A 25442-nucleotide genomic window follows, 5' to 3' on the forward strand; every position below is an offset into this window, starting at 1 on the left:
CCCTTCTACTTCAGAAGCAGGCGAACCTCGCCCAGCGGCTGGGAATAGCGTGCCCGGCCGGCGGCATCGGCGCTCGCCTGCGATCCGCGATCCAGGCCGATGTCGAAGCCTTCGGAATAGGCTCCGGCCGCGCTCGAGAATTTGCCGATCGGACCGGAGGCGACCTGTCTTCCATTCACGAAGAGCGTCACCGTTCCCGGCACCGTCGGGTTGAGCAGCGCCCCCTTGGCCGGATGATCGGGCACATATTCATAGGCGACCGTTGTCGCCCCGCTGGGCAACGCGTCGCTCGAGACGACAGTCTGGCGATCCTGCCCATAGGCATTGTTCTCGAACACCAGCCGCCCCTGCCTCACATACAGCGCGAACCCGCCAAGCTGGCCGCCCTCCGCAAGCAGGACGCCGCTGCCCGTCGCGGCGTCACCCCTGATGTCGACTTCGAAGCGATGCGCCCGCCCGGAAAGATCGGGCAGCGCATTGCGCGGCAGCTGGCCGATATCCGACTTGAAGACAAAGCGCTTCGCGGCGGGATCGAAGATCGTCGGCGCGCCGATCGGGGCGGGCAGCAGCGGAAAGACGCCGTTGCGCACGCCCTCCTTCTCGAATTCCGCCTTGAGCTCGGCGAGCCTGGCCGGTTCCTTTGCCGCGAGATCGTTCGCTTCGCTGAAGTCCTGATCGACGTGATAGAGTTCCCAACGATCAGTCTCCGGATCGCTCGTGTAGACGCTGAGCCCCGATTCGATCAGTTTCCACGGCAGATACGGCCGGCGTGCCGCCGCCACCCAGCCGTCGCGATAGATCGCACGGTTGCCGAAGATCTCGAAATATTGCTCGCGATGCGCTTCGGGCGCGGCCGGGTTGGTAAAGGTCGGCACCAGGCTGCGCCCCTCGAACGGGATCTGCTTCACGCCATCGATCGTGTCGGGGAAAGCGATGCCGGCCGCATCGAGAATCGTTGGAGCGATGTCGTTGACATGGCCGAACTGACCACGCACCGCACCATCGGCATTGGTGTGCCCGGGCCAGGACACGATCAGCGGGTTGCGCGTCCCGCCGAAATGCGAGGCGACCTGCTTCATCCACTGGAAGGGCGCGGTGGTCGCCCAGCCCCAGCCTGCCGCATAGTGATTGGCGACCTCCGGCCCGCCGAACTTGTCGAGCTGGGCAAGCTGCGAAGCCGCCCCCACCTGCCCGCCGGTGCCGGAAGCTGCCTCGTTGGCGAGCGATCCGTCGAGTCCGCCTTCGGCACTGCCGCCATTGTCGCCGACGATGTAGAAGATCAGCGTGTTCTCGCCGCCCGGCCGGCTGCGGATCTCGTGGATCAGGCGGCCGACCTCATGGTCGGTATGTTCGAGAAAGGCCGAATAGACCTCCATCTGCCGCGCATAGAGCTTCTTCTGGTCGGGTGTGAGACTGTCCCAGGCCGGCAGCCCGTCGGGACGTGGCGTCAGTTGGGTGTTGGCCGGGATCACGCCGAGGCGCTTTTGCCGGACAAAGGCCTCTTCGCGATATCTGTCCCACCCGCCGTCGAACCGGCCCTTGTTCCGGGCGATCCATTCCGCGGGAACATGATGCGGCTGATGCACCGCGCCCGTCGCGAAATAGAGGAAATAGGGCTTGGCCCCGGCGAGGGCGTCATGCTCGTCGACCCAGCGGACCGCATGGTCGACGAGATCGACCGTCAGGTGATAGCCGGGCGAGGCCTTGTTGGGTGACTCCACCGGCGTGGTGTTGTCGTACAGGTGCGGCTCCCACTGATTGTCCTCGCCGTTGAGGAAGCCGTAGAAATGGTCGAAACCAAGACCGGTCGGCCAGTGCGTGAACGGTCCGGCCGAGGAAATCTCCCATTGCGGGGTGTTGTGCCATTTGCCGAAGGCTGCGGTGCTATAGCCATTGTCATGCAGGATGCGGGCGACCGACGCTGTCTCCTTCTTCCAGATCGTGTTGTACGCCGGGAAGCCTGCTGCGATGTCCTGCAGATTGCCGAAGCCCACCTGATGCTGATTGCGCCCCGTCAGCAGCGCGGCGCGTGTCGGCGAACAGATCGCGGTGGTGTTGAAGCGGTTGTAGCGCACGCCGTCGGCCGCGAGGGCGTCGAGATTGGGCGTGCGGGCCAAGCCGCCAAAGGTCGAGGTGGCCGCGAAACCGACATCGTCGAGAAGGATGACGACGACGTTCGGGGCGGACTTCGGCGCCTCGGCCTGTTTGGGGAATGCGGCGACCGATCGGGCACGGGTAAGGCCGATCTTGCCGCTGAACCCCTCCGATCCGCCGGGCGCCGATTGTGCTTGCGCCGCAAGGGGCACCGAGAGCGAAAGAGTCGATACGGACAGCAATAACAATGTGCGACGCAATATGGTCATGGGGCCCCTCCAGTCGGAAGCCGCCATACTCTATCATATTAGTAGAGAATAAACGTAGCATTCCCTTGGGCGACTCAATTTCAGCTTTCCGGCCCCTTCCCCCTGCGACACACCCCGCAGGCAGAACGCGCGCGTCAGTTTGATGTCGGTCGAAAAGGAAGCGGCGCTGCTATCAGTCTCATCGCCGACCGATGCCGTCATCGGTCGTTGGCAGAGAGGGGAACCGGCCGCTGGTCAGCGCCGGTCCCCCGCCCGGATCAGAAGTCCTTCCGCAGCAACAGACCCGCATAGCGCTGGTCGTCACGCGGGACGAAGCGCACCGTACCGGCGGCGCTGCCATTGCCCAGGAAGCTGGAATAATGCGTGTTCGTGATGTTCTTCACATAAGCGCGCACCTGCCAGCCCGACTTGCCGGACAGCACCGCCACGCTGGCGTTCCAGATCGCATAGGCAGGCTCGATCGTGTTGGCCGTTTCAGACAGCGAATATTGGGTCTTGCTGCGGAACGAAAGATCGCTCTGGAGTTCCAGGTTAAGCGCATCGGTCACCGGGAAGCGATAGGCCGCATTGCCGTAGAGCTTGACCTTGGGCGCGAACGGCAGGGGCTTCCCGTTGATGTTGCAGCTCACCGCGGCGCCGACCGGGCAATTGAAATTCACCACCTTGGCGTCAGTGTAGGCAGCTGACAGGTCGACCGTGAAACCGCGGATCGGGCGAAGCGTCACATCGGCCTCCGCGCCGCGCGACCTGACCGAGCCTGCGTTGATCAGGCGCGTCACCTGCAACCCGCCGACCGTATCGGCGAAGTTCGCCTGATAGCCTTCGAAGCTCGTCGAATAGACCGCCAGCGCGTAGCTGAAGCTCCGGTCCGACGTATTGCCCTTGATCCCGGCTTCATAGGAATTCGAGGTCTCGGGCTGGAGCGGCACCTCGTCGAGCGGCAGGACCGTGGTGCCGACGAGCTGCGAGCGCATGTTGAAATAGACGTTGTAGCCCGGCCCCTTGTAGCCGCGCGAATAGGTGAAATAGGTCTGCGCGTTCTTGCCTAGGTCGAGCTGGAGGCCGAGCCGGTAGCTGTCGCCGCGCCTGCTCGTTGAGCCGGTCGCATTGTGGTAGCCGCGAATGCCCGGTCGATCGACCGACGGCGCCGCGGCCCCGAGATTGTTCGGGTCGTTGGTCGAGGTCCGGACATGATAGAAATCGACATCGTCCCAGGTCGAGCGGTAACCGGCGATGCCCCGGAAGAAGCTGGTGAAGTTCAGATTGGCCTCGCCGAACAGCGCGTAATTGTTGTTGGTGACACCGTAGTTGGCCACGCCCACCGTGGTCAGCGGTCCCGGCAATGTCGTGATCGTACGCTGGTAGCGCTCATCGGTATCGGCATGGAGGTAATAGGCACCGAGAACATAGTCGATGAAGCCTCGCTTCGGCGAGGTCAGCCGCAGTTCCTGCGAGAACTGGCGCGAGTTCACGTCGCCGAAATCCTCGCCCTGCGGGAAGCCGACCGCCAGCGTCGAGATGCCGTCGAAATCCTGATGCTGATGGTTCAGCCATTTGCGATAGGCCGTGATCGAGGTGACATGATAATCGCCAAGCGCAAGTTCCCCGGTCAGCGACACGCCGAAATTCTTGTCGCGAACATCCGAATCGAAGTTCGACGCGATGGTGCGATTGTCCCGTGAGGGCACCACACCGGCCCCGGCGAGCAGCCCGGCGAGCGCTGCCGAGTTGGTGACGACATTGGTCGGATACGCCGTCTGCGATGTGGACGCGTAGATCGCGGTCGGCACGGTATCGCGCGATTGGAGATAGTCGCCGATGACCGTGAACTTCAGGTCGTCGTTCGGCGTGAAGATCAGCTTGCCGCGGCCGCCATAGCGTTCGAACCCGTTCACCTCATGACCGTTGGTGAGGTTGCGGACGTTTCCGTCCCATTTGGTGTAGAGGCCGCCGATCAGGGCCTGGAGCTTGCCGGGGATGAGCGCGCCGGAAACACCGGCCTTCACGCGATATTCCTCATCGGTCGTGATGCCGGCCTCGCCGAACGCGCTGAACTGGTCGGTCGGATTCCGCGTCACGATGTTGACGACGCCGGCCGACGCGTTCTTGCCGAACAAGGTACCCTGCGGCCCGCGCAGCACCTCGACCCGCTCGACCTCACCCAGATCGAGCGTCGACTGACCCGGGCGAGTCAGCACGACCCCGTCGAGCACGGTGGAGACCGACGGCTCGACGCCGGGCGAGGTCGTGATGGTGCCGACGCCGCGGATGAAGATGGTGCGATCCTTGTTCGACGCACCCGTACGGAACTCGACCGATGGCACCGAGGTCGCGATCGACTGGAGATTGTTCAACTGGCGGCTGGCGAGCGATTCACCGCTGATCGCCGTGATGGCGATGGGAACGTCCCTGACCGCTTCGGAACGATAGCGCGCCGTCACGACGATCTCGTCGTCCTTGCTTTCATCGGGGGCGGCCGGTTCCGGCGCTGATTGCGCCCAGGCCATGTTCGGCGCCAGCGCGCTGCTCGTCGCGAGCAGCATGAATGCGATAAATTTCGAGCGCCTGCTGGTCATCGATCTACCCTCTTTATGTCAGTCCCTGTGGGGTGGCGTATAATCCACCGATTTGGTGGGAAAAGAAAGTTTTCCTTCCCCACCCTGTAGTCTCGGGTGCGCCCGGTCAGACGCCGGGCTGCATCACCGACGGGCCGACCCGCCGAATGCGCGGCAGCAGCAAATGAATCCAGCCAAGCGCCAGGAGATAGGCGACGCTGGCGAAGGCGAAGAGCGGCCCGTAGCCAAGCCCGGCCGCAAGGACGAGGCCGGCGATCTTCGCGATCGCCATGCCACCGAGATTGCCGCAAAAAGCCCCGAAGCTGGTGACCCTGCCAACTTTCGCGTGCGGCGTCACATCGGCAATCAGGGCGAACACGCTGGTCGAGAAACCCTGATGCCCGGCCAGCGCCAGGGCGAGCAGCGCGACCGCCGGCCCATAGGCGTCGACGTGCAGCGCGAGCGGGATCGGCGCCACGCACAGCGCGGAGGCGAACATCACGCTCTTGCGCACCCGGTTCTCGGTCCAGCCACGCCCGAGCAGCGCGCTGGAGGCAGCTCCGGCCACGAGCGAACCGAGCGCGGCGCCGGTATAGGCAATCGCGAGCGGCGGCCCAAGCGCGGTGCCGCTCAGGCCGAACTGGCGATTGAAGAAGTCCGGCATCCAGAAGAGCATGAGCCACCAGGTCGAATCCGACAGGATCTTGCCCACCGCGATCGCCCAGGTGCGCCGCTCGGTGAGGATCGGCCCATAGGTCTCGACCGGCGTGTCGCCTCCGGGCGCGACCTCCGGCTCGGCGCCGAACCTCACGCCGCGGGTCGCCAGCAGCCAGACGCCCGCCCACAGCAATCCCGCCACGCCCGCGGCGACGAACGCGGCGCGCCAGCCCCATGTGACGGCGACGGCCGGGATGAACAGGGGCGTGATGATGGCCCCGATGCTGTTGATTCCATTCGTCAAGCCGAAGCCGAGCGAGCGAAGCCGTGGCGGGAAGATCGTCGCGATCGTCTTGATCCCGCTCGGGGTGCCCATTGCCTCGGTCGCGCCGAGCGCCACCCGGCACAGGATGAACTGGGTGAATCCGCTGGCCCAGCCGTGCAGCATCGCCGACACGCTCCAGGCCGCGACCCCGACCGGGTTCGCCCATTTCACGCCGAGCCGGTCGACGATCGCACCGGTGAACAGGAAGGCAATGGCGGCCGCGCCCTGAAACCAGGCAGCCAGCGTGCCATAGTCGTTGTCCGACCAATGAAGATCAGCGCTGATGACCGGCTTGAGGATCGAGATGATCTGCCGGTCGACCAGGTTGAGGATACCCGCCGTGAGGATCAGCGCGAACAGCAGCCAGCGGCGGCGCGGCGACATCGTCACGCGACGGTGACCTGCTCGCCATTCTGGAGGATCCGGATCGCATTGCGCCGAAGCTGGCGCGTGCCAGGGTTGAGCATCGCCTCCGCGGTATATTGCGCGAGATAGACCCGCCTCGGCGCCGTGCTGAGATTCGCGCCGGTGGCGTGGAGCAGGAGGCTGGAGAAGGCCACCACGCTGCCGGCAGGCACTTCGATCGCAAGGCCTTCCTCGCCGGTCGCGACCGCGAGATCATTGGTCGCGGCCTGCCGGTCATGAGTGCGGATGCCATCCAGATGGCTCCCCGGGATGACGCGTACCGTGCCGTTCTCGATCGTCGTGTCGTCGAGCGGGCACCAGCAGGTGAGATAGGGCAGATGATCCGCCGGCCCGCCATTGCCAACGACATAGCCGGAATCCTGGTGCCAGCTGAAGGCGAGACCCCGATCCGGCCCCTTCACGACATATTGGTCGAAGAAGAAATAGGCGTCGGGTCCAAGCGTTGCCCGGCATATCTGCGCCATCGTCCGGCTGAACAGCATCCGGCGGAGCGACGGCTGCTCGCGCTGGCATTCATTCGCGAAATAGCGGGTCCCGCGGTGGCTCAGCCCGAGCGCATCGACCCCCGCCGCATCCATCCGGGCATTCTCGCGCGCGACGAAATGGTCGCATTCCTCGCGCAGCAGATCCAGCAGATCGCCCGCGAGGATGCCGGGAAACACCGCATAGCCCTCACGCGCAAAACCACCGGCCTGTGCCGCTATCGCCTGATCTGTCTCCATGGGGCGAGGCTATGCCGGGGGCCGGGTGTTGGCCAGCCCAGTTTTTCTATGGATCGGATCGCCTATGCTATGACCAGCGGGCCGTGATCGAGGCGCGGCAGGACGTGCCGGGCGAACAGGTCAGCCTCGGCGCCGTGCGGATAGCCCGACAGGATGAACGCCTCGATGCCGAGCGCCCGATATGCCTCAAGCTTGGCGAGCACCTGGTCCGGATCGCCGACGATCGCCGCGCCGCATCCCGACCGTGCCCGCCCGATGCCGGTCCAGAGATTGTCCTCGGCATAGCCCTCGCCGCCCGCCGTCTCGCGCAGTTCGGCCTGGCGCCGCACGCCCGCGGACTGGGAATCGAGCGACTTCGCCCTGATCGCCGCGCCGGCCGCGTCGTCGAGCCGCGAGAGGAGCCGGTCCGCCGCGTCCCGCGCCGCAGCCTCGGTCTCGCGCACCACGACATGAACGCGATATCCGAAGCGGAGGCTGCGGCCGGCCTTGTCGGCGCGGGCCCGCAGGTCGGCGATCGTCTCGCGCACGGCTTCCATCCGGTCCGGCCACATCAGATAGACGTCAGCCCCCTTCGCGGCGGCCTCGCGCGCATCTTCCGACAGGCCGCCGAAATAGAAAGCCGGCGAGCGGCCCGAAACCGTGCCGACGCGTGGCGGATCAAGCTTGAGCTTCCAGAAGTCGCCGTCATGATCGAGCGGCCGTCCGTCGAGCAGCGTGCGCAGGATATGCATCGCTTCCACGGTGCGCGCGTAGCGCGGGGCACTCGCGAGCGTTTCGCCGGGCAGGTCGCTGGAGATGATATTGATCGTCAGGCGTCCCTGCCCGCTCGCATCGGCGCCGAGGATGCGATCGATGGTTGCGATCTGCCGCGCAAGCTGCGGCGGCCAGCTCTCGCCGATCCGCACCGCCATGAGCAGCCGGATGCGACGGACGAGCACGGCGATCGCCGCGGCAAAAGCCGTGGTGTCGATGCCGAGCGCATAGCCCGACGGCAGCAGGACATTGTCGAAACCACCGCTCTCGGCCTGAAGCACGATGTCGCGGCAATGCTCCCAGCTCGACTGGAGCTTCGGGTCGGGCACGCCGAGATATTCATAATCATCGTCGCACAGCGCCGAGAACCAGCTGACTTCGCAAGCATTCATGGCAGGCGTTCTCCGATGGAGGCTTCGAGCACGGCGTACCATTCGGCACGTGTCCATTCGACCTTGAACGCGTCGCATGCTTCCCGGATGCGCGCCGGCGTCTGGCTGCCGACGATCGGGATCACGGTCGCCGGGTGCTCCATCAGCCAGGAATACGCGGCAGCGCTCGACGAAACACCGAATTTCCTTCCCTGCGCCGCAAGCAGGCCCCCGACCGGACCGTCAGCCGCGCCGAGGCGCCCACCGCCGAGCGGCGACCAGGCCAGGACCGCCAGATCATGCGCCATCGCCTGGTCGACAACACCGTCCCACAGCGGCGCCGTGCGCAGCGCGGAAAATTCCGGCTGGATCGACGCGAGGGGGACCGAAAGAAAGGCGACTAGCGCCGAAACCTGGGAAGCCGTGAAGTTCGAAACGCCGATCGCCCGAACCTTGCCCGACTGGACCATCCGCTCCAGCGTGCGGGCGGTTTCCTGCGGATGGGCCAGGAGATCGGGCCGATGGATCTGCCAGAGATCGACCTGATCGACACCAAGCCTGCGGAGCGAGGCATCGAGGGCCGATTCGAGATAGGACGGGCTCGAATCATAAGGGACGCCCGGCACGATCCCGCCCTTGGTGGCGAGGACCATCCGGGCACGCAGTTCGGGCGCGTCGGCGAGCACGCGGCCGAGCAGCGCTTCGGCCGTGCCGAAGCCGGCGCCGTCGGCGCCATAGATGTCGGCCGTATCGAACAGGGTGATGCCCGAATCGAGCGCTGATTCGACGAGCGCCCGGGCGGCAAGGACATCATCGCCCTTGAACCGCCACATGCCCCATGCCAGCGGGGAGACGGAAATCCCGCTCTTGCCGAGCGGGCGCGATTCAGAAGGGCGTGTAAGCATGCGCGCTCATGGCACAAGGGACGACAAGGTGGGAGAGCTTATCCGCTACGGAATCGTCGGCACCGGAATGATGGGGTGCGAGCATATCCGGAACATCCGGTTGCTGCCCGGCGCCCGGATAACGGCGATTGCCGACCCGGTCGAAACGTCGCTTGGCTGGGCCGACGCATCGCTCGGCGATGCGCGGCCCCAGCGCTTTCGTTCGGCAGCGGAACTGGCGGAGAAAGGCGAGGTCGACGCGGTGGTGATCGCCTCGCCCAACAACACGCACCGCGATACCATCGCCCCCCTGTTCGATCGCGGTATCGCGATCCTGTGCGAAAAGCCGCTGGCGACGACGATCGAGGATGCCCGGTGGATCGCCGACCGCGCGGCCAGCCATTCGGCCCCCGTCTGGACCGGCATGGAATATCGCTACATGCCGCCGGTCGCGCGCTTCATCGCCGATGTCCATGGCGGACGTATCGGCCGCCTGCAGATGCTGGCGATGCGCGAGCACCGCTTCCCCTTCCTCGTCAAGGTCGGGGACTGGAACCGTTTCTCGCGGAATACCGGCGGCACGATGGTCGAGAAATGCTGTCATTTCTTCGACCTGATGCGCCTGATCGTTCAGGCCGAACCGGTACGCGTCTTCTGTTCCGGCGCAATGGACGTCAATCACCGCGACGAGCTTTATGGCCGCGAGCGGCCCGACATCATCGACAACAGCTATACCGTGGTCGATTTCTCCAACGGCGTTCGCGCCCTGCTCGATCTGTGCATGTTCGCTGACGGCGCCGAGCACCAGGAGGAGATCGTGGCGACCGGCGATACCGCCCGGCTCGACGTCATCGTCCCGCCCGGCGACATCATCTTCTCGCCGCGCGTCGGCTTCCGCGCGGAAAAGGCCGTCGTTCGCGAGGCAATCGCGGTGGACGAGGCAGCGATGGCAGCCGGATCGCATCACGGTGCCACCTTCCATCAGCACGAGGCTTTCGCGCGGGCGGTTCGGGGCGAAGGCCCTGTCGAGGTGACCGCCGATGACGGCCTGCGCGCGGTGGCGATCGGCGTCGCCGCGGAGATCAGCGCCCGTGAACATCGCGTCGTCGAGATGTCCGAACTCGGCATGTGACAGCGCGCGCCGGGCCGAGTGCGCCGGCGCTAGCTGGCCCTCGCCGCTTCCGCCGCGCCCAGGACGCGCAGGAAATTGCCGCCCCAGATCGCCTTGATCTGCGCTTCGTCATAGCCGCGCCTGACCAGCTCGCGGGTGACATTGAGCGCATCGGCCTCGCTGTCGAAGCCGATGACCCCCGATCCATGGTTGAAGTCGGAGCCGATGCCGACATGCTGCCAGCCGATCCGCTTCGCGATATAGTCGATATGATCGACGAACTCGGCCAGCGTGCCGCGTGACTGGGCAGCACCGACCTCATCGATGAACGCGTCCTGTCGTTCGTGGGAAAGGCTGCTTGCGTCGTCGCTGGGGCCCTTGAACGTCGCCGGCAATCCATAGCGTGCACGGACCTCGGCAATCCGGCGCAGGCTGTCGGCGTCCTGCTTGTGAAGATAGGGGGAAAAGGGCGTGACCTGCACCACGCCGCCATTGGCCTTGATCGCATCGAGCTCCGCATCCGACAGGTTGCGTGTGTTGTCGATGAGCCCGCGCGCATTTGAATGGGTGGCGACGACCGGCGCGCGAGTCAGGTCCAGTGTCTGCAGCAAGGCCCTGGTCGAGAGCTGCGAGACGTCGATCAATGCGCCCAGGTCGTTGAGCCGTTTGACCCCTTGGCGACCGAGCGGAGACAGCCCCCCATTCACGCTTTCGGGTTCGTTCCAGGGACGCGACGAATCAGCGAAATCATTGTGTCCGGCATGGTTGAAGGCGAACACGCGCACGCCGGCCTTGTAGAAGGCATCGAGCTGCGAAAGATCGCTGCCGATCGACCGGGCGTTCTGGAAGCCGATGATCACGGCGACCTTTCCCGCGCGGTGCAACCGTTCGACGTCACCGGCGTCGAGCGCCAGGCCGATACGGCCGGGATCGTCGGCGACAAACGCCTTGATCCAGGCAAGCTTCGCATCGGCTTCCTTGCGCGCCGCGGCCACACCCGCTGCGTCGCGCGGGCCCGGGCCCACCGCCACCGCCAGCACCACCGCATCCACCCCGCCCGCGATCAGGCGTTTCAGATCGGTCCGGGAGCCGCCATCAGGCAGGAAATAACGTTTCGGTGTCGACGGGAGCAGGACGTCCGCATGGCTGTCGAGCGTCAACACTCGACGATGAATCCCGGCCGCCCGGTCCCCGGCCGCCTTGTCGTCGCCAGCGGATTGAGCATTCCCCGGCGCTGCAAGGGAAAGTCCGGCGAGGATGGTCAGTTTCAGCAAATGCTTCATGCGCCTTTTCCTTTTCCAATCGCGACGGTTGTCCGGGTCATTCACCCGCTTCTTTTGGGCGGATCGCTGGTTCGGCTGCCTCGACCACGCTGTCGGGCGGCACGTCGCGCCGCAGCCAGACATTGCCGGCGATGCGCGAGCGAGCGCCGACCGTGACCGGCCCGAGAAGCACGGCGCCTGCGAAGATCACGACATCGTCCCCGATCGCGGGATGGCGGCGCCTGGTGCCATCGCCCCCGCTCCCGTCATGCGCCCCGCCCGCTATGGCCGGCTCGCCCCCAAGCGTGACGCCCTGGTAGAGCCTTACCCGGTCGCCGATCCTGGCTGTCTCGCCGATCACGATTCCCGTGCCATGATCGATGAAGAAGCTTCGCCCGATGGCGGCGCCCGGATGGATATCGATGCCGGTCTCGGCATGCGCGACCTCGGCGACGACGCGCGCGACCAGCGGCGCGCCGAGGCGATAGAGCCGGTGCGCGAGCCGGTGATGGATGATGGCCGCGAGCGACGGATAGGACAGCAGCACTTCGTCGACGCTGCGCGCGGCGGGGTCATTGGCATATCCCGCCTCGACATCCTCATCGAGCAGGCGCCGGATATCGGGCAGGCTCGCCGCGAAAGCACCGATGATGCGTTCGACCTCAAGCCCTTCGTCGAGACTGTCGATGCCGGGACGCGCGATGCGAAGCTCGATGGCGATCTGAGCGCCAAGTTGGGAGAGGGTCGATTCGAGCGTTGCCTCGACCCACGCATTCTCGTTGCCGGCGGTCAGCTCGGGCGGCCCGAGGCGCAACGGGAAAAGTGCCGCGCCCAGTTCCCGCAGGATACGGCGAAGCGCCTGGCGCGATGGAAACTGGATCCCGCGCTCGGCATGGCGGGCATGGCTGGCGCGCCAGTCGAGACGCGCCTGCCTGAGCCCGTCGACGACGATCCCAAGCTCGCGGGGAAAGGCGATCGACGCGTCGTTTCCGACAGTGCCGGTCATCATGCCGCCTGCCCGCTCAGCCTCACGACCCCGCCTGCCCGGTTGGGCTCCCGGAAGAACGGCCGCGAGATGCGGGCCCGCTCAACCCGGTGTGATTGCTGCTTCGGCATGACGCGACCCATGGTTACGAGCCGCCCTGCCGGCTCATCACCATAATCCATCAATCTAGTGGGAATTAAAGCGAAGAAAAGATATGCCGCGCCCAATGCCGTCTTGCAGCAGCGGTGACGGTCGTTTCAGAAAGCCGGAAGCACCGCTCCCTTGTATTTGTGCTCGATGAATTCCCGGACCAGCGGACTCCTCAGGGCAGCGACAAGTTTCTGCACCTTGGGGTCGGTCCGGGCGCTCTCCGGACCGACAATGAAATTGACATAGGGGCTGTCCTTGCCCTCGATCGCCAATGCATCGCGGGTCGGGTTGAGCCCGGCGTCGAGCGCATAATTGGTGTTGATCATGGCGAGATCGACCTGGTCGAGGACGCGGGGCAGAGTCGCCGCTTCAAGCTCGCGGAATTTGAGCTTCTTCGGGTTGGTGACGATGTCCTTCGGCGTGGCCGAGGCGCTTTTCGGGTCCCGCAACGTGACCAGCCCTGCCTTTGCCAGCAACTGGAGCGCGCGGCCGCTGTTGCTCGGTTCGTTCGGGATGGCGACCGTCGCGCCGTCCGGCAGATCGGCCAGCGCCTTCCACTTGCGCGAATAGGCACCGAAAGGCTCGACATGGATTCCGGCGATGGTCACGAGCCTGGTGCCGTGCGCCTTGTTGAACTCGGCGAGATAGGGTCCGGTCTGGAAATAATTGACCGCGATCCGCCCTTCCGCGACCTGCGTGTTCGGCTGCACATAGTCGTTGAACACCCGGACATCGAGATTGACCCCCTCCCGAGCGAGCATGGGCTTCACGAAGTCGAGAATCTCGGCGTGCGGCACCGCGGTCGCGGCGACGGTCAACGTGTCGGCCGCCCCCTCCCCGCCGGATTTGGCGCCGCAAGCGGCAAGGGCAAGAGAGCCGATCAGGGTAAGCAGGATTCGGCGGTTCATCGGCGGACCTTTCGTCAGCGGCTGAAATGAAGGACGAGGCGGTCGCCCGCCATCTGGAGAAACTGGACGAGCACCAGGAGCAAGATGACGGTCACGACCATCACGTCCGTCTGGAAACGCTGATAGCCGAAGCGGATCGCGAGATCGCCCAGTCCTCCCGCGCCGACCACGCCGGCCATGGCGGTGAAGGACACCAGGGCGACAGCAGTGACCGTCGCCCCCGCGATGATGCCGGGCAGCGCCTCGGGCAGCAGCGCCCGGAAGACCAGATCGCGGGTCGTCGCGCCCATCGCCTGCACGGCTTCGATGGTGTTGCGATCGACCTCGCGCAACGCGGTCTCGACCAGGCGCGCGAAGAAGGGCGCGGTGCCGACGACCAGCGGTGGGATTGCGCCGAGCACGCCCAGCGACGTGCCGACGAGCAGCATCGTCACCGGAATCATCACGATCAGCAGGATGATGAACGGCACCGAACGCAGCAGGTTGACGAGGAGCGCAAGCACGCCGTTGGCCGCGCGGTGCGCCCAGGCCTGTCCCGGGCTGGTCAGGAACAGGATGATCCCGAGCGGCAGCCCGAGAAGGATCGTCAGCACCAGCGATCCGCCGAGCATTGCCAGCGTATCCAGACAGGCCTGAGCGATCTCGCGCCAGTCGACATTGCCGAGGAATCCGCTCATCGAGTCACCTGCCCGTAGCGTTCAAGCGCCGCGACCGCTGCTGCGGTATCCCCGCTGATGCCGAGGGTGAGCTGGCTGAAACGCATGTCCTTGAAGTTGCCGATCCGACCGTCGAGGATCGCGAGATCGGTGCCCGTTTCGCGTGCTGCCCGGGTCAGCACCGGTTCCGACAGGGCATCGCCGCGCAACGTCAGACGAACCACAAGCCCGTCGAAATCGGCATAGCCCCTATCGATATTCTCGCCCGCCTCGGCGAGGAGCGCCCGCGTCTCCGGCGCTTCGGGATAGAGGAAAACATCGGCGACGGTCCCGTGTTCGACCACCCGCCCCGCGTCGAGCACCGCCACCCGGTCGCAGACCTGGCGCACGACATCCATTTCGTGGGTGATCAGGACGATGGTGATGCCTAGCTCGCGATTGAGGTCGGCGATCAGCGTGAGGATGCTTCGCGTCGTCTCGGGATCGAGCGCGCTGGTCGCCTCGTCGCACAGCAGGATGTCGGGACCTGTCGCAAGCGCCCGGGCGATGCCGACACGCTGCTTCTGCCCACCCGAGAGTTGCGCGGGGTATTTGGCGCCATGATCGGAGAGGCCGACGCGATCGAGCAGCGCCGGGACGCGCGTCGCGATGTCTCCCGGTGCGATGCCTGCGATCCGAAGCGGCAGCGCGACATTGTCGGCCACCGTGCGCGACGACAACAGCCCGAAATTCTGGAAGATCATGCCCACCCGGCGGCGCAACGCGCGCAGCGGCTCGCCCGCGAGAGTCGCGACATCGACGCCATCCACCTCGACCGAGCCGGCGCTTGGCCGTTCGAGCCCGTTGAGCAGCCGCACCAGGGTCGATTTTCCGGCGCCCGAGCGGCCGATGATGCCGAACACCTCGCCCCGCGCAATGTCCAGATCCACACCAGCGAGCGCGGCATGCGCGCCATCGAATTCCTTGTGGACACCCTTCAGTCGGATCATGCGTTGATCACCTGCGCCGCGAACCGCTCCATCTCCTCCTTCTGGGGACTCATCTGCAGCAGCAGCAGGTCCAGCCCGGCATCCTCATATTCGGCGATGCGTTCCTTCACCTGCTCGGGCGTGCCGACAAGATTTGGCCTGAGGCCGCGGTTGGAGACCGAATATTCCTGGATCTTCAGTTCACGCTCGAGCTGGGTGCCCGACAGCCACTGGTCGAAATTCGCATAGCCTGCGGGCAGATCCCGCACGTCGGTGATGCGCGCGAGCTCGCGTTTCGCCTCGGCCTCGCTGTCGCGCACGATCGCATAGGCCGCCATGCCGAAGCTCATCGGCTTGCCGCCGGCATCGGCCCGCCGCGCCCGCATGTCAGCGATCTTGGGCGCGATCGCCTCGACCGGGTCGCCGTGCATCACATAGGCGTCGCATCGCCCGGCGATCATCGTCTTCGCCGCCTCGCTCTCGCCGCCGGCATACAGCACTGGCGCATGCACTGGCTTGGGCGAGCAGATCGCCTGATCGGTCTTGTAGAATTGCCCCTCGAAACTGAACCTTTCCGTGCGCCACAGGCCCCTCACCACATCGAGCCATTCAGCCGTGCGGGCATAGCGGTCGTCATGCTGGTCGAACTGCAGGCCATATTGCTTCGCCTCATCCGCCCACCAGGAGGAGACGACATTGAGCGACAGCCGGCCGCCCGAGATTCGATCGATGTTCGCCGCGGCCTTGGCGAACAAGGCAGGCTGATGGAAATTGGGCCGCACAGCGACCATCAGTTCCTGAGTCCTGGTCACCGCCGCGACCGCAGCGGCAGTCGACCATGCGTCAAGCGCTGGCTCGGTCACCCCCTTGATGTCGTTGAGATTCAGCTCGGCGATGAGGGTCAGGTCATACCCGATCGCCTCGGCACGGATCGCCAGGTCGCGCGTATAGTCCCAGTTCGCCTCCATGCCCTCATCGGGAACGTTGCGCAGCCAGCCGCCGAATACCGGCATCCAATAGCCGTACCTCACGCCTTCGCCTCCCGGATCACGCCTTCCAGCCAGTCGGCCAGCCGCTCGTGCGGATCCCAACCGAGTATGTCGAGCGGGCTGGCGACGAAATTGGACAGCGCATTGATGTCGTAGAAGCGCGGGATTCCATCGCGATCGTCGATCATCACCTCCACGCCACCGATATCGAGCCCGGCCGCGCCCGCGATACGTTCGGCAGCCGCCACCAGTTCCGCCGGGACCCGGGCCTCGGTGATGGCGATCGCCGGCTTGCCGGGCGTGGTCAGGCAGACATCCGCGGGGCAGAGATCGAAGCTGCCACCGCCATCGACGTCGATCGCATAGAGAAATTTGCCGCCGAGCGTTTCGATCCGGGTGATCTTGCCGTCGCGCACCGGCACATATTCCTGGATGAGCAACACCCGGTCGATGCTGTCGGGGACCGACTGGTCAGCGACTGCTTCGGCCAGCGCCTCGCGGCTGTCGTAGCGGACGATACCGGCACCCGACCCGCCGATGTTCGCCTTGACGACGACGGGAAAGCGCAACCCCTCGCTCGCCGCCGCCAGATCGGCCGTTCGCCGGACGACTCGTGTCGCGGGGATGGCAAGGCCTAAGGACGAGATCGTCGACAACTGCCGCGCCTTCGACGCATCGACAGCGAGCGTATCGGCGCCGTTGATCACCCGGGCACCCGAGAATGCCCAATGCGCCATCAGGGCCTGGGCATAGAAGATCGGATGTTCAGGCGAACGCAGGAAGCTCGACATGGCGATGCGGTTGAACACGACCGGTGCCGGGAGCGTGCGGTCCCCAGGGTCGAAGGCGTGGCCGTCGGCATGGAGCGCGGCGTGGTCGATGCCGCGTCGATCAAGCGCGGCGAACAGCGGCTGGAACCACGAGGGATGCTCATAGACGATCGCTAGGTCGGTCATTCGGGGCCTTTGTCGGCATGCCCAAGGACCGGCATGCCATCGAGTTCTTGCCTTCCACCGCCACTCAGGACGGATTCGGGCCAATGTCGTTGAGCGGCGGGATAGCGCGCCGCTCATCGCTATGGGAGAGATTCGCCTTTTCCGGGCCATAGCTAAAATTGATTTCAATCTCCATCGATGCAGTGGGATATTATCCCGATTTCCTCACGCGCGGCGCCCCACTATCTCTGGCAGACGGGGGAGACCGCCCCCTGACGCATATAGGAGCTTCGCCAATGAGCGACACACCGAGCCGCCGCGGCGTTCTGCTTGCCGGGAGCGGCGGCGCGTTCGGTCTGTTCAGCTGGGCCGCAGGCGCGGCGACGCCCCCCGAGCCGCGCAGGCAGTTGACGCTGAAGCGAAGCGCCGGCGCCCGTCCGCGCAACATCCTGGTCGTCCTTACTGACGATCATCGCTTCGACGCCATGGGGTTCATGAAGACGCAGAGCTTCGGCGAGACGCCGACGCTCGACCGGCTTGCCCGGGAGGGTGTCCATTTCCGCAACGCCTTCGTCACGACGGCGCTGTGTTCGCCGTCGCGTGCCTCCATCTTCACCGGGCTTTATGCGCACCAGCACAAGGTGGTCGACAACAACCACCCGATTCCGCCCGGCCTGACCTATTATCCCGAATATCTGCAAGCGGCCGGATATGAGACCGCCTTTATCGGCAAATGGCACATGGGCGCCGAGACCGATACGCCACAGCCGGGCTTCGACCGCTGGGTAAGCTTCAAGGGACAGGGCAGCTACTGGCCGACCGAAGACGGCCTCAATGTCGACGGCAGGCATGTGCCGCAGCGTGGCTATATCACCGACGAGCTGACCGATTACGCGCTCGACTGGATCGGCAAGCGCGACCGGAAGCGTCCTTGGATGATGCACCTCGCGCACAAGGCGGTGCATTCCGAATTCATCCCGGCGCCGCGCCACGCAGGCCGCTATGCGAAGGAGACGTTCCGCTATCCGGAGACGATGAAGCCCGGAACCCCGGGCCGGCCAATGTGGGTGGAGAACCAGCGCAACAGCTGGCATGGCGTCGACTATCCCTATCACGGGACGCTCGACGTCGCCGATTATTACAAGCGCTACATGGAAACGCTGCTCGCGGTGGACGAGGGCCTGGCCCGGATCATGGACCTGCTCCACCAGCGCGGTGAACTCGACGATACGCTGATCCTCTATATGGGGGACAATGGCTTCCAGTTCGGCGAGCATGGCCTGATCGACAAGCGCGCCGCTTACGAGGAATCGATGCGCGTGCCGCTGCTTGCGCGATGTCCCGCCTTGTTCGGTCCGGGAACCGTCGACCAGGTCGTCGCCAATATCGACGTGGCGCCGACGATGCTCGCGGTGGCAGGGCTTGAGGCGCCAGCCTCGATGGCGGGCGCCAATGCCCTGCCCCTCGCACAGGGCAGGACGATTCCCTGGCGCACCGAGCTGCTCTACGAATATTATTGGGAGCGCAATTTCCCGCAGACGCCGACCGTCCACGCGCTACGCGAGGACCGGTATAAATATATGCATTTCCACGGCATCTGGGACATTGACGAGCTTTACGATCTCCAGGCGGACCCCGGCGAGGCCGACAATCTTCTCGCCCGGCCGGGCCATGAGGCGCTGGCCGAGCGGATGAGCAAGAAGCTCTTCGCCAGGCTGGAGGAATCCGGGGGCATGCAGATCCCGCTCAGCCCGGACTCGGGCGAGCGCAACGACCTGCGCGACCCCAAGGGGCCGAAGGGCGCCCCCTTCCCGGACAGCTTTCTGCGCCCGCCAGCCGGGAAACTCGCCGCGCTGGCGCAAAAGCTGCGGCCGGGGTGAAACGCCTCACCGCCAACCCAGGGCAGGCGCGACATGAGTCAGAATGGCGTCGAGGACATGGGCATTATAGTCCACGCCAAGCTGGTTAGGCACGGTGAGCAGCAGCGTGTCAGCCTCGGCGATCGCCTCGTCAGCGCGCAGCTCCTCGATCAGCCGTTCCGGCTCGGCCGCATAGGAGCGTCCGAACACCGCGCGCATATTGTCGATGATGCCGATCTGGTCGCTGTCGTCGCCGCGGCCGAAATAGGCGCGATCAGTGTCGTTCATCAGCGCGAAGATCGATCGCGACACCGAAACGCGCGGCTCCCACTGATGGCCGGCCTCCTTCCAGGCCTCACGATAAAGCCGGATCTGCCTCGCTTGTTGCACATGAAACGGCTCGCCAGTCTCGTCCGCCTTGAGCGTCGAGCTTTGCAGGTTCATGCCCTGCCGCGCGGCCCACAGCGCCGTCGCGTTCGCCCCCGATCCCCACCAGATCCGCCGGCGCAAGCCGGCTGAATGAGGCTCAAGCCGCAGCAGTCCCGGCGGATTCGGGAACATCGGTCGCGGGCTGGGCTGGGCGAACCCCTCCCCTTTCAGCAGATCGAGAAACACCTCGGCGTGGCGGCGCCCCATATCGGCATCGGTCTCGCCCTCCGCTGGCGCATAGCCGAAATGGCGCCAGCCCTCGATCACCTGCTCCGGCGAGCCGCGGCTGATCCCGAGTTGCAGCCGGCCGCCGCTGATCAGGTCAGCCGCCCCGGCATCCTCGGCCATGTAGAAGGGATTCTCATAGCGCATGTCAATCACGCCGGTGCCGATCTCGATCCGGCCGGTCTTCGCGCCGACCGCCGCCAGCAGCGGAAAAGGCGAGGCGAGTTGCTGCGCGAAATGATGGACCCGGAAATAAGCCCCGTCAGCGCCGAGTTCCTCCGCCGCCACGGCGAGATCGATCGACTGCAGCAGCACGTCGGACGCCGAGCGAGTCGCTGATTGCGTCGACGCCGACCAATGGCCGAAGGAAAGAAATCCGATCTTCTTCATATGATGTTCCTGACGCTGATGTCTGGCGAGAATGCAGTCCGGGCGTGAGCCAGCTTCCCTGCACAGATAGGTCGCCCATCGGACGAAAGCATCGTCGCGGCGTGGTACGCGTCGCGGAAAAGCTGTGTTTCCCGAAGCGGTGCTTCCCGCATGTTGAACCGCTGCGATCGAAGCCGTTTCTGACCGCTACCTCGCCCCTGCCGGGCACCAGCCCCCCGCAGTGGATATCCCGGACAGCGCAGGTCTTGTGTCGGAACATTCCGCGAAACGGGCATGGCAGGATTGACACCCCCGATACGCTTCGATAGCGACACCTCTCATTAAGTAATGATATATCATTATACATTCCGGGGGGAAACGATTTGCGGCATGTGGCAATCAAGGCGTTCGCTGCAATCTCGTTGGTCGGTGCCTGCGCACCCTATGCGACGGCGCAGGAAATAACGGCGAATCAAGTCGATGAGCAGGCCCCGCCGCGGGAAACGGATCGCCGCAAGAAGCCCGATATCGGCGCGTCCCAGGGCGATATCGTGGTCACCGGCTCGCTGATCCGCGGCCTGCCGAAAGAATATGTCGCCAGCCCGGTGTTTACCTATGGCCAGGCGGATATCGTGCACTCAGGTGCCGGTTCGGTGTCCGAATATATGCTTACAATACCGCAGAACTTCACCGGCGACCTGAGCGAGTTCGCCACCACCGGCGCCGGCATCGGCAGCCCGCTTGGCGATGCAGCCACCTACAATCAGTTCGACGGCTTTGCCGGTTTCGCGCTGCGCGGCCTTGCCTCGGACGCGACGCTGACCCTGCTCAACGGACGACGCATGCCCTCGGTCGGCCTCACCGAGGCGCCGACCGTATCGACCATTCCATCGATGCTGATCGAGCGCATCGACATCATCCCCGACGGCGCCTCGGCGACCTATGGTGCCGACGCCGTTGCCGGCGTCGTCAACATCGTGACCCGCAAGCCGGATCATGGGCTCGAACTTCAGGCCCGCGGCGCGACCGCGACACGGACCGGCAAGCAGGATGTGCAGATCAGCGGGCTTGCCGGGCATTCGTGGAGCAGCGGCACCATCTACGGCATGGCGATGTACCAGAAACGATCGCCCTTCATCGGCGACCCGGTCGATGTCTCGGGGGAAGCGCTTCAGATAACGCAGCTCCCGAACGAGCGGCTCACCGGCCTGTATGCGGGCGGGCGGCAGGAGGCCGGCGACTTCACCTTTTCGATCGACGCCTCCCGCTTCCAGCGCGACCGCAATTCACGTCAGATTTTTCTCGACGAGCCGGCCTTCAACCGGGAGTTCAAGACCCGCACCACAGGCGTATCGGTCTATAACGGCATCCACTGGCAGGGTAAGGATTCCACGGCGCTGGACCTGACCGTGGACTATCACCGCACCCACACCGACAGCAGTTCCAGCCGGGTCGGGCGCTCGCCCAGCTTGCGCGATTCCACCAACACGCTGTTCGTCGCTGAACTGCGCGGCCAGACCGCGTTGGCGACATTGCCGGCCGGGCCGGTCCTGGTCGCCGGCGGCTTCCAGTATCGCGCCGAGACGCTGCGCACCGACGCGACGATCTTCTTCAACCGCAATGGCGGCACCCGCAAGGTCAAGTCGGTCTTCGGCGAGGTCAACCTGCCGATCGTAGGTACTGGGCAGGGAGTACCGCTGGTCCGGTCGCTGATCCTGTCCGCCGCCGCCCGATATGAGGATCTGGGTTTCGACAGGACGCTCTCGCCCAAGATCGGGCTCCGCTGGCAAATCGACCGATCCATCGCGCTGCGCGGAACCTATGCACGATCATTCCTCGTGCCGCGGTTCCGGAGCACGATCGGCATCGCCGAGCAGGTATCGTTCGGCCTGTATGACTATGCATTCCTCGACCCGAAGGATCAGAACCCCGTCCTGCCGGCAGGCAAGGCGCTGGTCATGTTCCGGGCGGGCGCCAACCCGGATCTCAAGACCCAGAAGGCCGATACGTTCACGGTCGGCGTGGATTTCACCCCGACATTCATCCCCAATCTCACCGTGAAGGCCGGTTACTACCGGATCAGGATCTCAGGGCGCGTCGGGACGCCGTCACCGGACGACAGCCTTTCGATCAAGGACCTGCAGGTCTTCAATACGCCCAACCCGAGCTTGGCGCAGGTAAAGCAGGTCATCGACAATCCGGCCGTTTTCCGCCGGTTCGCTGAAGTGCCGTCGATCAATGGCGGCGATCTCACCTTCTTCGACAACGCGGGCCAGGTGCCAACCAGCCTGTTATCCCAGGTGCAGATGATCGCCGACATCAGGGCACAGAATTTCGCCATCGAATCCACCGACGGCCTCGACCTCGACCTTGCCTATCGCACCACATTGTTCGGGGGCACGGCGATGGTGAAACTGACCGGCCAATATATACTCAACCTTGATCTCAAGGCCGGGGGCTCGACGGCGATTTCGCGGCTCGATGGCTATGCGAAGCCGGCCGATCTGCGGCTGAACGGCACCATCGCCTGGGGACGCGGCGCTTTCTCGATCGGATCGGTGGTCAATTACGTCGACGGCTTCACGGACGACCGCCCCAATGAGCCGATCCGACACATCGGGTCGTACACGACGGCTTCCCTGTTCCTTGGCGTCGATCTGGGCCGACTGTTGAAGTCACCATTGTTCAGCGACAGCGAGGCGCAGCTTGTCGTCGCCAACCTGTTCGACCGTCAGCCGCCCCGCGTCGCCAACGGGGTAGTGGGCTATGATCCCTACAACAACCCGCCCAACCCGCGGACAGTGGGCCTGGTTCTGAGCAAGCGGTTCTGACGGCACCCGGCATCCGGCTGGCGGCCTGCCCCTGCAGGTTCCACCACCAGCCACCCTCGTTATTGCCCAACCGGTTTCCACTCGGCCTTCTGGCTGGCCATCAGCGCCGGCCAGATTAGCTGTTGCAGCAAACTTTCTGCGAACAACGATCTCCGGGGCATCAGAACAGCAGCCGGACGCCTCTAAAAACATATGGCGTTTGAGGGCGTGAGATGATTCACTGCATCCCGTGAGAACGGGAGGCAGCGATGGTACAACGCGGTTTCTTCGATGTTGATGATCGGCTTGCGGCACTGTCGGCGGCGGGGGATCCACTGGAACGGCTGAGCGCGGTGGTTGATTTCGCGTTGTTCCGGCCGGTGCTGGATGCAGCGCTTGCGCGGTCGGATCGCAGTCGCGGCGGGAGGCCACCCTATGACGCGGTACTGATGTTCAAGGTGCTGGTGCTGCAGGCGCTGTACAGCCTGTCGGACGATGCGTGCGAGTTCCAGATCCGCGACCGGCTGTCGTTCATGCGCTTCCTGGGGCTTGGGCTTGGCGACCGGGTGCCCGATGCCAAGACGATCTGGTTGTTCCGCGAGCAACTCGTCCAGGCGAAGGCGATCGAGAAGCTGTTCGCGGGCTTCGACGATGCGCTGCACGGGTCGGGTTATCTGGCGATGGGAGGGCAGATCATCGACGCGACCGTCGTGGCGGCACCACGCCAGAAGCTGAGCGACGAGGAGAAGGTCACGATCAAGGGCGGCGGCACGCCGGGACATTGGTCGCCAGCCAAGCGCCGGCAGAAGGACACCGACGCGCGTTGGACGATAAAGCGCGGCCGCCGCAAGCGCAGCGAGGCGAGCGAGATGAAGGCCAAAGGTGTCGAGATCGCGGTGCCGGTTTTCGGCTACAAGAACCACGCCGGGATCGACCGCCGCCATGGCCTGATCCGACGATGGGAGGTGACCAGTGCCGCCGCGCACGACAGCCGGCCGTTCGAGGGGCTGCTCGATCCGAGGAACACCGCATCGCCGGTATGGGCCGACACCGCCTATCGCTCGAAGCGCAACGAAGCCGCGATGGCGAAGCGCGGGCTTGTCTCGAAGGTCCATTTCCGCAAGCCGAAGAACAAGGACCTGCCGGCGCATCATGCCCGCGCCAACGCCGCAAGGTCACCAGTCCGCTCGGCCGTCGAGCACGTCTTTGCCGGGCAAAAGCACCGCATGAAGCTGTTCGTGCGCACCATCGGCATCGCCCGCGCCAAGGTAAAGATCGGCATGGTCAACCTCGCCTACAACTTCAGCCGCCTCGCCTGGCTCGAAGCCCGAGTTGCGCCTGCTTGACCGGATTTGCGCCCGATCAGGCACCCTCAGGGGCAGCGAACCGGCCAATACGCCCTTGTCGATGCCGGCAAACCCGCCATCCAGACCATGCCGACGCCGTCATCACCGTTCAAAGGCGTTCTTCGAGGTGTCCAGCCTTTTACCGATCGCATAGCCGACCTTCACATCGACAAGGATTTCTCCGGGCAGCGGTTCTACTGTCATCACCTGTTGCCCCCGCTAAGTCATGAAAGGACGATGCCGGACGATCGTGCAGGTAAGGCTCAGGACATATGGACTTCCTGTGCGGGCGCAGCCCGTTCGTGCGGAATTACTATGTGACCATAGGTCGGGGCTCCTGAATAGCGACAGCGGGCAATCGGATGCAGCCGCGATCGGCGAGAACAAGCGTTTCTGCCCTGCCAGCGACGCAGAATACGTGCGATTTAAGAACCCAAAGGCCTTGATCCACGACTTGAGAGTTGATTCTTCGCTCCATCCGCTACATGAACTAGTTCTCCGGGAGAATTATAGTTGAAGGTCGCCATCGCTTTGGCGCGCTTCCCATTGACCAGGATCCAGAATGTCTGACCAAACCTCGCTGAACGCCGTCGAACTCGCAACGGAATTGACCCTTGCCTGGCTCGGCAATCCAAACAACCGCGTGTCGGCCGATGATGTGCCGGCTTTCCTGAATGCCATGCACGCGACCCTTACCGAACTGGTGCAAGGAGCCTCCGCTCCCGAGGATGTTCAGGACGATGAAATTCCCCTGCCGGAATTCACCCCCGCGGTCACGGTACGCAAATCCCTGGCGTCGAAAGATCACATCATCTCGATGATCGACGGCAAGCCTTACAGGACATTGCGCCGCCACCTTTCCGGACACGGGCTGACACCAGAGCAGTATCGCGAGCGCTATAACCTCAAGCCCGATTATCCGATGGTGGCCGAGAGCTATTCCGAGGTGCGCCGCGCGATGGCGCACAAGATTGGCCTTGGCCAGAAGGGTCGGCGGGCCAAGCCAGCCGCAAAGCCGAAGCGCGCGCCGCTGCACGCCAAATTTTCCTGACTCCACGGCAGCGTCCGGTCAGCAACCGGGCGCTGCCAGCCAGTCCTCGCCAGACGCATCTAGAGATATTTGGCAAGATCGGTCAGGCGGGAAAGCTTCTCCCGTGCGTCGCGCGACAAGGGACCGACCACGTCCTCGAGATGATGCTCGATATGGTCGGCCACGAGCAAGGTCTTGGTCTTGTCGAGCGCGCTGACCACGGCCTGGAGCTGCTGGGCGGTTTCCAGACCGTCACGATGGTCCTCGATCATGGTGATGATCTTGGCCAGATGACCCTGCGCCCGTTTCAGACGATTGAGCAGGTCCGGGTTGGATGCATGGCTCATAACAATT

Annotated in this window: 20 protein-coding genes; 5 read left to right on the forward strand and 15 right to left on the reverse strand. The window is 64.8% G+C overall.

Features of this window, described 5'->3' with window-relative positions:
- Positions 1-5 precede the first annotated feature (5 nt).
- From NDN01_RS13385 to NDN01_RS13410, 6 genes are all read right to left on the reverse strand, one after another.
- Positions 6-2363 (reverse strand): arylsulfatase, encoded by a 2358-nt coding sequence (locus NDN01_RS13385; RefSeq protein ID WP_272621951.1) that lies wholly within the window; start codon positions 2361-2363, stop codon positions 6-8.
- Between the two features lie 257 nt (positions 2364-2620).
- The gene (locus NDN01_RS13390) at positions 2621-4939 is read right to left on the reverse strand and encodes a TonB-dependent receptor (RefSeq protein ID WP_272621953.1); all 2319 of its coding nucleotides are present in this window, start codon (positions 4937-4939) and stop codon (positions 2621-2623) included.
- Between the two features lie 106 nt (positions 4940-5045).
- Complete coding sequence (locus tag NDN01_RS13395) at positions 5046-6284, reverse strand: MFS transporter (protein ID WP_272628200.1); 1239 nt, start codon at positions 6282-6284, stop codon at positions 5046-5048.
- Between the two features lie 2 nt (positions 6285-6286).
- Complete coding sequence (locus NDN01_RS13400; RefSeq protein ID WP_272621955.1) at positions 6287-7048, reverse strand: phytanoyl-CoA dioxygenase family protein; 762 nt, start codon at positions 7046-7048, stop codon at positions 6287-6289.
- A gap of 62 nt (positions 7049-7110) precedes the next feature.
- Positions 7111-8193 carry an LLM class flavin-dependent oxidoreductase gene (locus NDN01_RS13405; RefSeq protein WP_272621957.1) on the reverse strand — a complete coding sequence of 361 codons (1083 nt, stop codon included), beginning with the start codon at positions 8191-8193 and terminating at the stop codon, positions 7111-7113.
- Positions 8190-9077 carry an aldo/keto reductase gene (locus NDN01_RS13410; RefSeq protein ID WP_272621959.1) on the reverse strand — a complete coding sequence of 296 codons (888 nt, stop codon included), beginning with the start codon at positions 9075-9077 and terminating at the stop codon, positions 8190-8192. Before NDN01_RS13410 ends, NDN01_RS13405 begins: the two co-directional genes overlap by 4 nt.
- On the opposite strand from NDN01_RS13410, the gene NDN01_RS13415 reads away from it, so the two are divergent.
- Positions 9076-10188: a Gfo/Idh/MocA family protein gene (locus NDN01_RS13415; RefSeq protein WP_272621961.1), complete on the forward strand. Its 1113-nt coding sequence runs from the start codon at positions 9076-9078 to the stop codon at positions 10186-10188. The two genes, NDN01_RS13410 and NDN01_RS13415, sit on opposite strands and share 2 nt — an antisense overlap.
- A 29-nt stretch (positions 10189-10217) precedes the next feature.
- On the opposite strand, the gene NDN01_RS13420 is transcribed toward NDN01_RS13415, so the two are convergent.
- The 7 genes from NDN01_RS13420 to NDN01_RS13450 form a co-directional block, all read right to left on the reverse strand.
- Positions 10218-11450, reverse strand: coding sequence for a dipeptidase (locus NDN01_RS13420; protein WP_272621963.1), 1233 nt, complete (start codon positions 11448-11450; stop codon positions 10218-10220).
- 37 nt (positions 11451-11487) lie between these two features.
- Positions 11488-12438 carry a serine O-acetyltransferase EpsC gene (epsC, locus tag NDN01_RS13425; RefSeq protein WP_272621965.1) on the reverse strand — a complete coding sequence of 317 codons (951 nt, stop codon included), beginning with the start codon at positions 12436-12438 and terminating at the stop codon, positions 11488-11490.
- A 233-nt stretch (positions 12439-12671) separates the two neighbouring features.
- Complete coding sequence (locus NDN01_RS13430; protein WP_272621967.1) at positions 12672-13472, reverse strand: MetQ/NlpA family ABC transporter substrate-binding protein; 801 nt, start codon at positions 13470-13472, stop codon at positions 12672-12674.
- A gap of 14 nt (positions 13473-13486) precedes the next feature.
- Positions 13487-14149 (reverse strand): methionine ABC transporter permease, encoded by a 663-nt coding sequence (locus NDN01_RS13435; protein ID WP_272621968.1) that lies wholly within the window; start codon positions 14147-14149, stop codon positions 13487-13489.
- Positions 14146-15117 carry a methionine ABC transporter ATP-binding protein gene (locus NDN01_RS13440; RefSeq protein ID WP_272621970.1) on the reverse strand — a complete coding sequence of 324 codons (972 nt, stop codon included), beginning with the start codon at positions 15115-15117 and terminating at the stop codon, positions 14146-14148. The genes NDN01_RS13435 and NDN01_RS13440 overlap by 4 nt, the downstream gene beginning before the upstream one ends.
- Entirely contained in the window at positions 15114-16127 is a 1014-nt protein-coding gene (locus tag NDN01_RS13445) for an LLM class flavin-dependent oxidoreductase (RefSeq protein WP_272621972.1), read from the reverse strand. Before NDN01_RS13445 ends, NDN01_RS13440 begins: the two co-directional genes overlap by 4 nt.
- On the reverse strand, positions 16124-17041 hold the full coding sequence (locus NDN01_RS13450; RefSeq protein WP_272621973.1) for an ATP-grasp domain-containing protein: 918 nt from the start codon (positions 17039-17041) through the stop codon (positions 16124-16126). The genes NDN01_RS13445 and NDN01_RS13450 overlap by 4 nt, the downstream gene beginning before the upstream one ends.
- Positions 17042-17316: 275 nt before the next feature.
- Here NDN01_RS13450 and NDN01_RS13455 point away from each other — a divergent pair, with 275 nt between their 5' ends.
- Positions 17317-18900 (forward strand): sulfatase family protein, encoded by a 1584-nt coding sequence (locus tag NDN01_RS13455; RefSeq protein ID WP_272621975.1) that lies wholly within the window; start codon positions 17317-17319, stop codon positions 18898-18900.
- 6 nt (positions 18901-18906) lie between these two features.
- On the opposite strand, the gene NDN01_RS13460 is transcribed toward NDN01_RS13455, so the two are convergent.
- A complete protein-coding gene (locus NDN01_RS13460) occupies positions 18907-19923 on the reverse strand; it encodes an LLM class flavin-dependent oxidoreductase (RefSeq protein ID WP_272621977.1) in 1017 nt (338 codons plus the stop codon).
- A gap of 371 nt (positions 19924-20294) precedes the next feature.
- Here NDN01_RS13460 and NDN01_RS13465 point away from each other — a divergent pair, with 371 nt between their 5' ends.
- The 3 genes from NDN01_RS13465 (at position 20295) to NDN01_RS13475 (ending at position 25109) form a co-directional block, all read left to right on the forward strand.
- Positions 20295-22733, forward strand: a complete 2439-nt coding sequence (locus tag NDN01_RS13465; protein ID WP_272621978.1) for a TonB-dependent receptor plug domain-containing protein — start codon at positions 20295-20297, stop codon at positions 22731-22733.
- Positions 22734-22981: 248 nt separating this feature from the next.
- On the forward strand, positions 22982-24058 hold the full coding sequence (locus tag NDN01_RS13470) for an IS5 family transposase (protein WP_272621981.1): 1077 nt from the start codon (positions 22982-22984) through the stop codon (positions 24056-24058).
- Between the two features lie 562 nt (positions 24059-24620).
- Complete coding sequence (locus NDN01_RS13475) at positions 24621-25109, forward strand: MucR family transcriptional regulator (protein WP_272621983.1); 489 nt, start codon at positions 24621-24623, stop codon at positions 25107-25109.
- 59 nt (positions 25110-25168) lie between these two features.
- Here the strand turns inward: NDN01_RS13475 and NDN01_RS13480 are convergent, their stop codons facing one another.
- Entirely contained in the window at positions 25169-25435 is a 267-nt protein-coding gene (locus NDN01_RS13480; protein WP_272621985.1) for a metal-sensing transcriptional repressor, read from the reverse strand.
- Positions 25436-25442: the final 7 nt, after the last annotated feature.

This window comes from Sphingomonas sp. QA11, assembly GCF_028473665.1.
In the GTDB taxonomy this organism is placed as follows: Bacteria; Pseudomonadota; Alphaproteobacteria; order Sphingomonadales; family Sphingomonadaceae; genus Sphingomonas; species Sphingomonas phytovorans.

Excerpts from the sequence above, each read along its gene's own strand:
- NDN01_RS13455 (WP_272621975.1), top strand. The coding sequence starts at position 17,317 with ATGAGCGACACACCGAGCCGCCGCGGCGTTCTGCTTGCCGGGAGCGGC.
- NDN01_RS13480 (WP_272621985.1), bottom strand. The coding sequence starts at position 25,435 with ATGAGCCATGCATCCAACCCGGACCTGCTCAATCGTCTGAAACGGGCG.
- NDN01_RS13415 (WP_272621961.1), top strand. The coding sequence starts at position 9,076 with ATGCGCGCTCATGGCACAAGGGACGACAAGGTGGGAGAGCTTATCCGC.
- NDN01_RS13430 (WP_272621967.1), bottom strand. The coding sequence starts at position 13,472 with ATGAACCGCCGAATCCTGCTTACCCTGATCGGCTCTCTTGCCCTTGCC.
- NDN01_RS13400 (WP_272621955.1), bottom strand. The coding sequence starts at position 7,048 with ATGGAGACAGATCAGGCGATAGCGGCACAGGCCGGTGGTTTTGCGCGT.
- NDN01_RS13410 (WP_272621959.1), bottom strand. The coding sequence starts at position 9,077 with ATGCTTACACGCCCTTCTGAATCGCGCCCGCTCGGCAAGAGCGGGATT.
- epsC (WP_272621965.1), bottom strand. The coding sequence starts at position 12,438 with ATGATGACCGGCACTGTCGGAAACGACGCGTCGATCGCCTTTCCCCGC.
- NDN01_RS13475 (WP_272621983.1), top strand. The coding sequence starts at position 24,621 with ATGTCTGACCAAACCTCGCTGAACGCCGTCGAACTCGCAACGGAATTG.
- NDN01_RS13405 (WP_272621957.1), bottom strand. The coding sequence starts at position 8,193 with ATGAATGCTTGCGAAGTCAGCTGGTTCTCGGCGCTGTGCGACGATGAT.
- NDN01_RS13450 (WP_272621973.1), bottom strand. The coding sequence starts at position 17,041 with ATGACCGACCTAGCGATCGTCTATGAGCATCCCTCGTGGTTCCAGCCG.
- NDN01_RS13395 (WP_272628200.1), bottom strand. The coding sequence starts at position 6,284 with ATGTCGCCGCGCCGCCGCTGGCTGCTGTTCGCGCTGATCCTCACGGCG.
- NDN01_RS13440 (WP_272621970.1), bottom strand. The coding sequence starts at position 15,117 with ATGATCCGACTGAAGGGTGTCCACAAGGAATTCGATGGCGCGCATGCC.
- NDN01_RS13420 (WP_272621963.1), bottom strand. The coding sequence starts at position 11,450 with ATGAAGCATTTGCTGAAACTGACCATCCTCGCCGGACTTTCCCTTGCA.
- NDN01_RS13460 (WP_272621977.1), bottom strand. The coding sequence starts at position 19,923 with ATGAAGAAGATCGGATTTCTTTCCTTCGGCCATTGGTCGGCGTCGACG.
- NDN01_RS13385 (WP_272621951.1), bottom strand. The coding sequence starts at position 2,363 with ATGACCATATTGCGTCGCACATTGTTATTGCTGTCCGTATCGACTCTT.
- NDN01_RS13435 (WP_272621968.1), bottom strand. The coding sequence starts at position 14,149 with ATGAGCGGATTCCTCGGCAATGTCGACTGGCGCGAGATCGCTCAGGCC.
- NDN01_RS13470 (WP_272621981.1), top strand. The coding sequence starts at position 22,982 with ATGGTACAACGCGGTTTCTTCGATGTTGATGATCGGCTTGCGGCACTG.
- NDN01_RS13390 (WP_272621953.1), bottom strand. The coding sequence starts at position 4,939 with ATGACCAGCAGGCGCTCGAAATTTATCGCATTCATGCTGCTCGCGACG.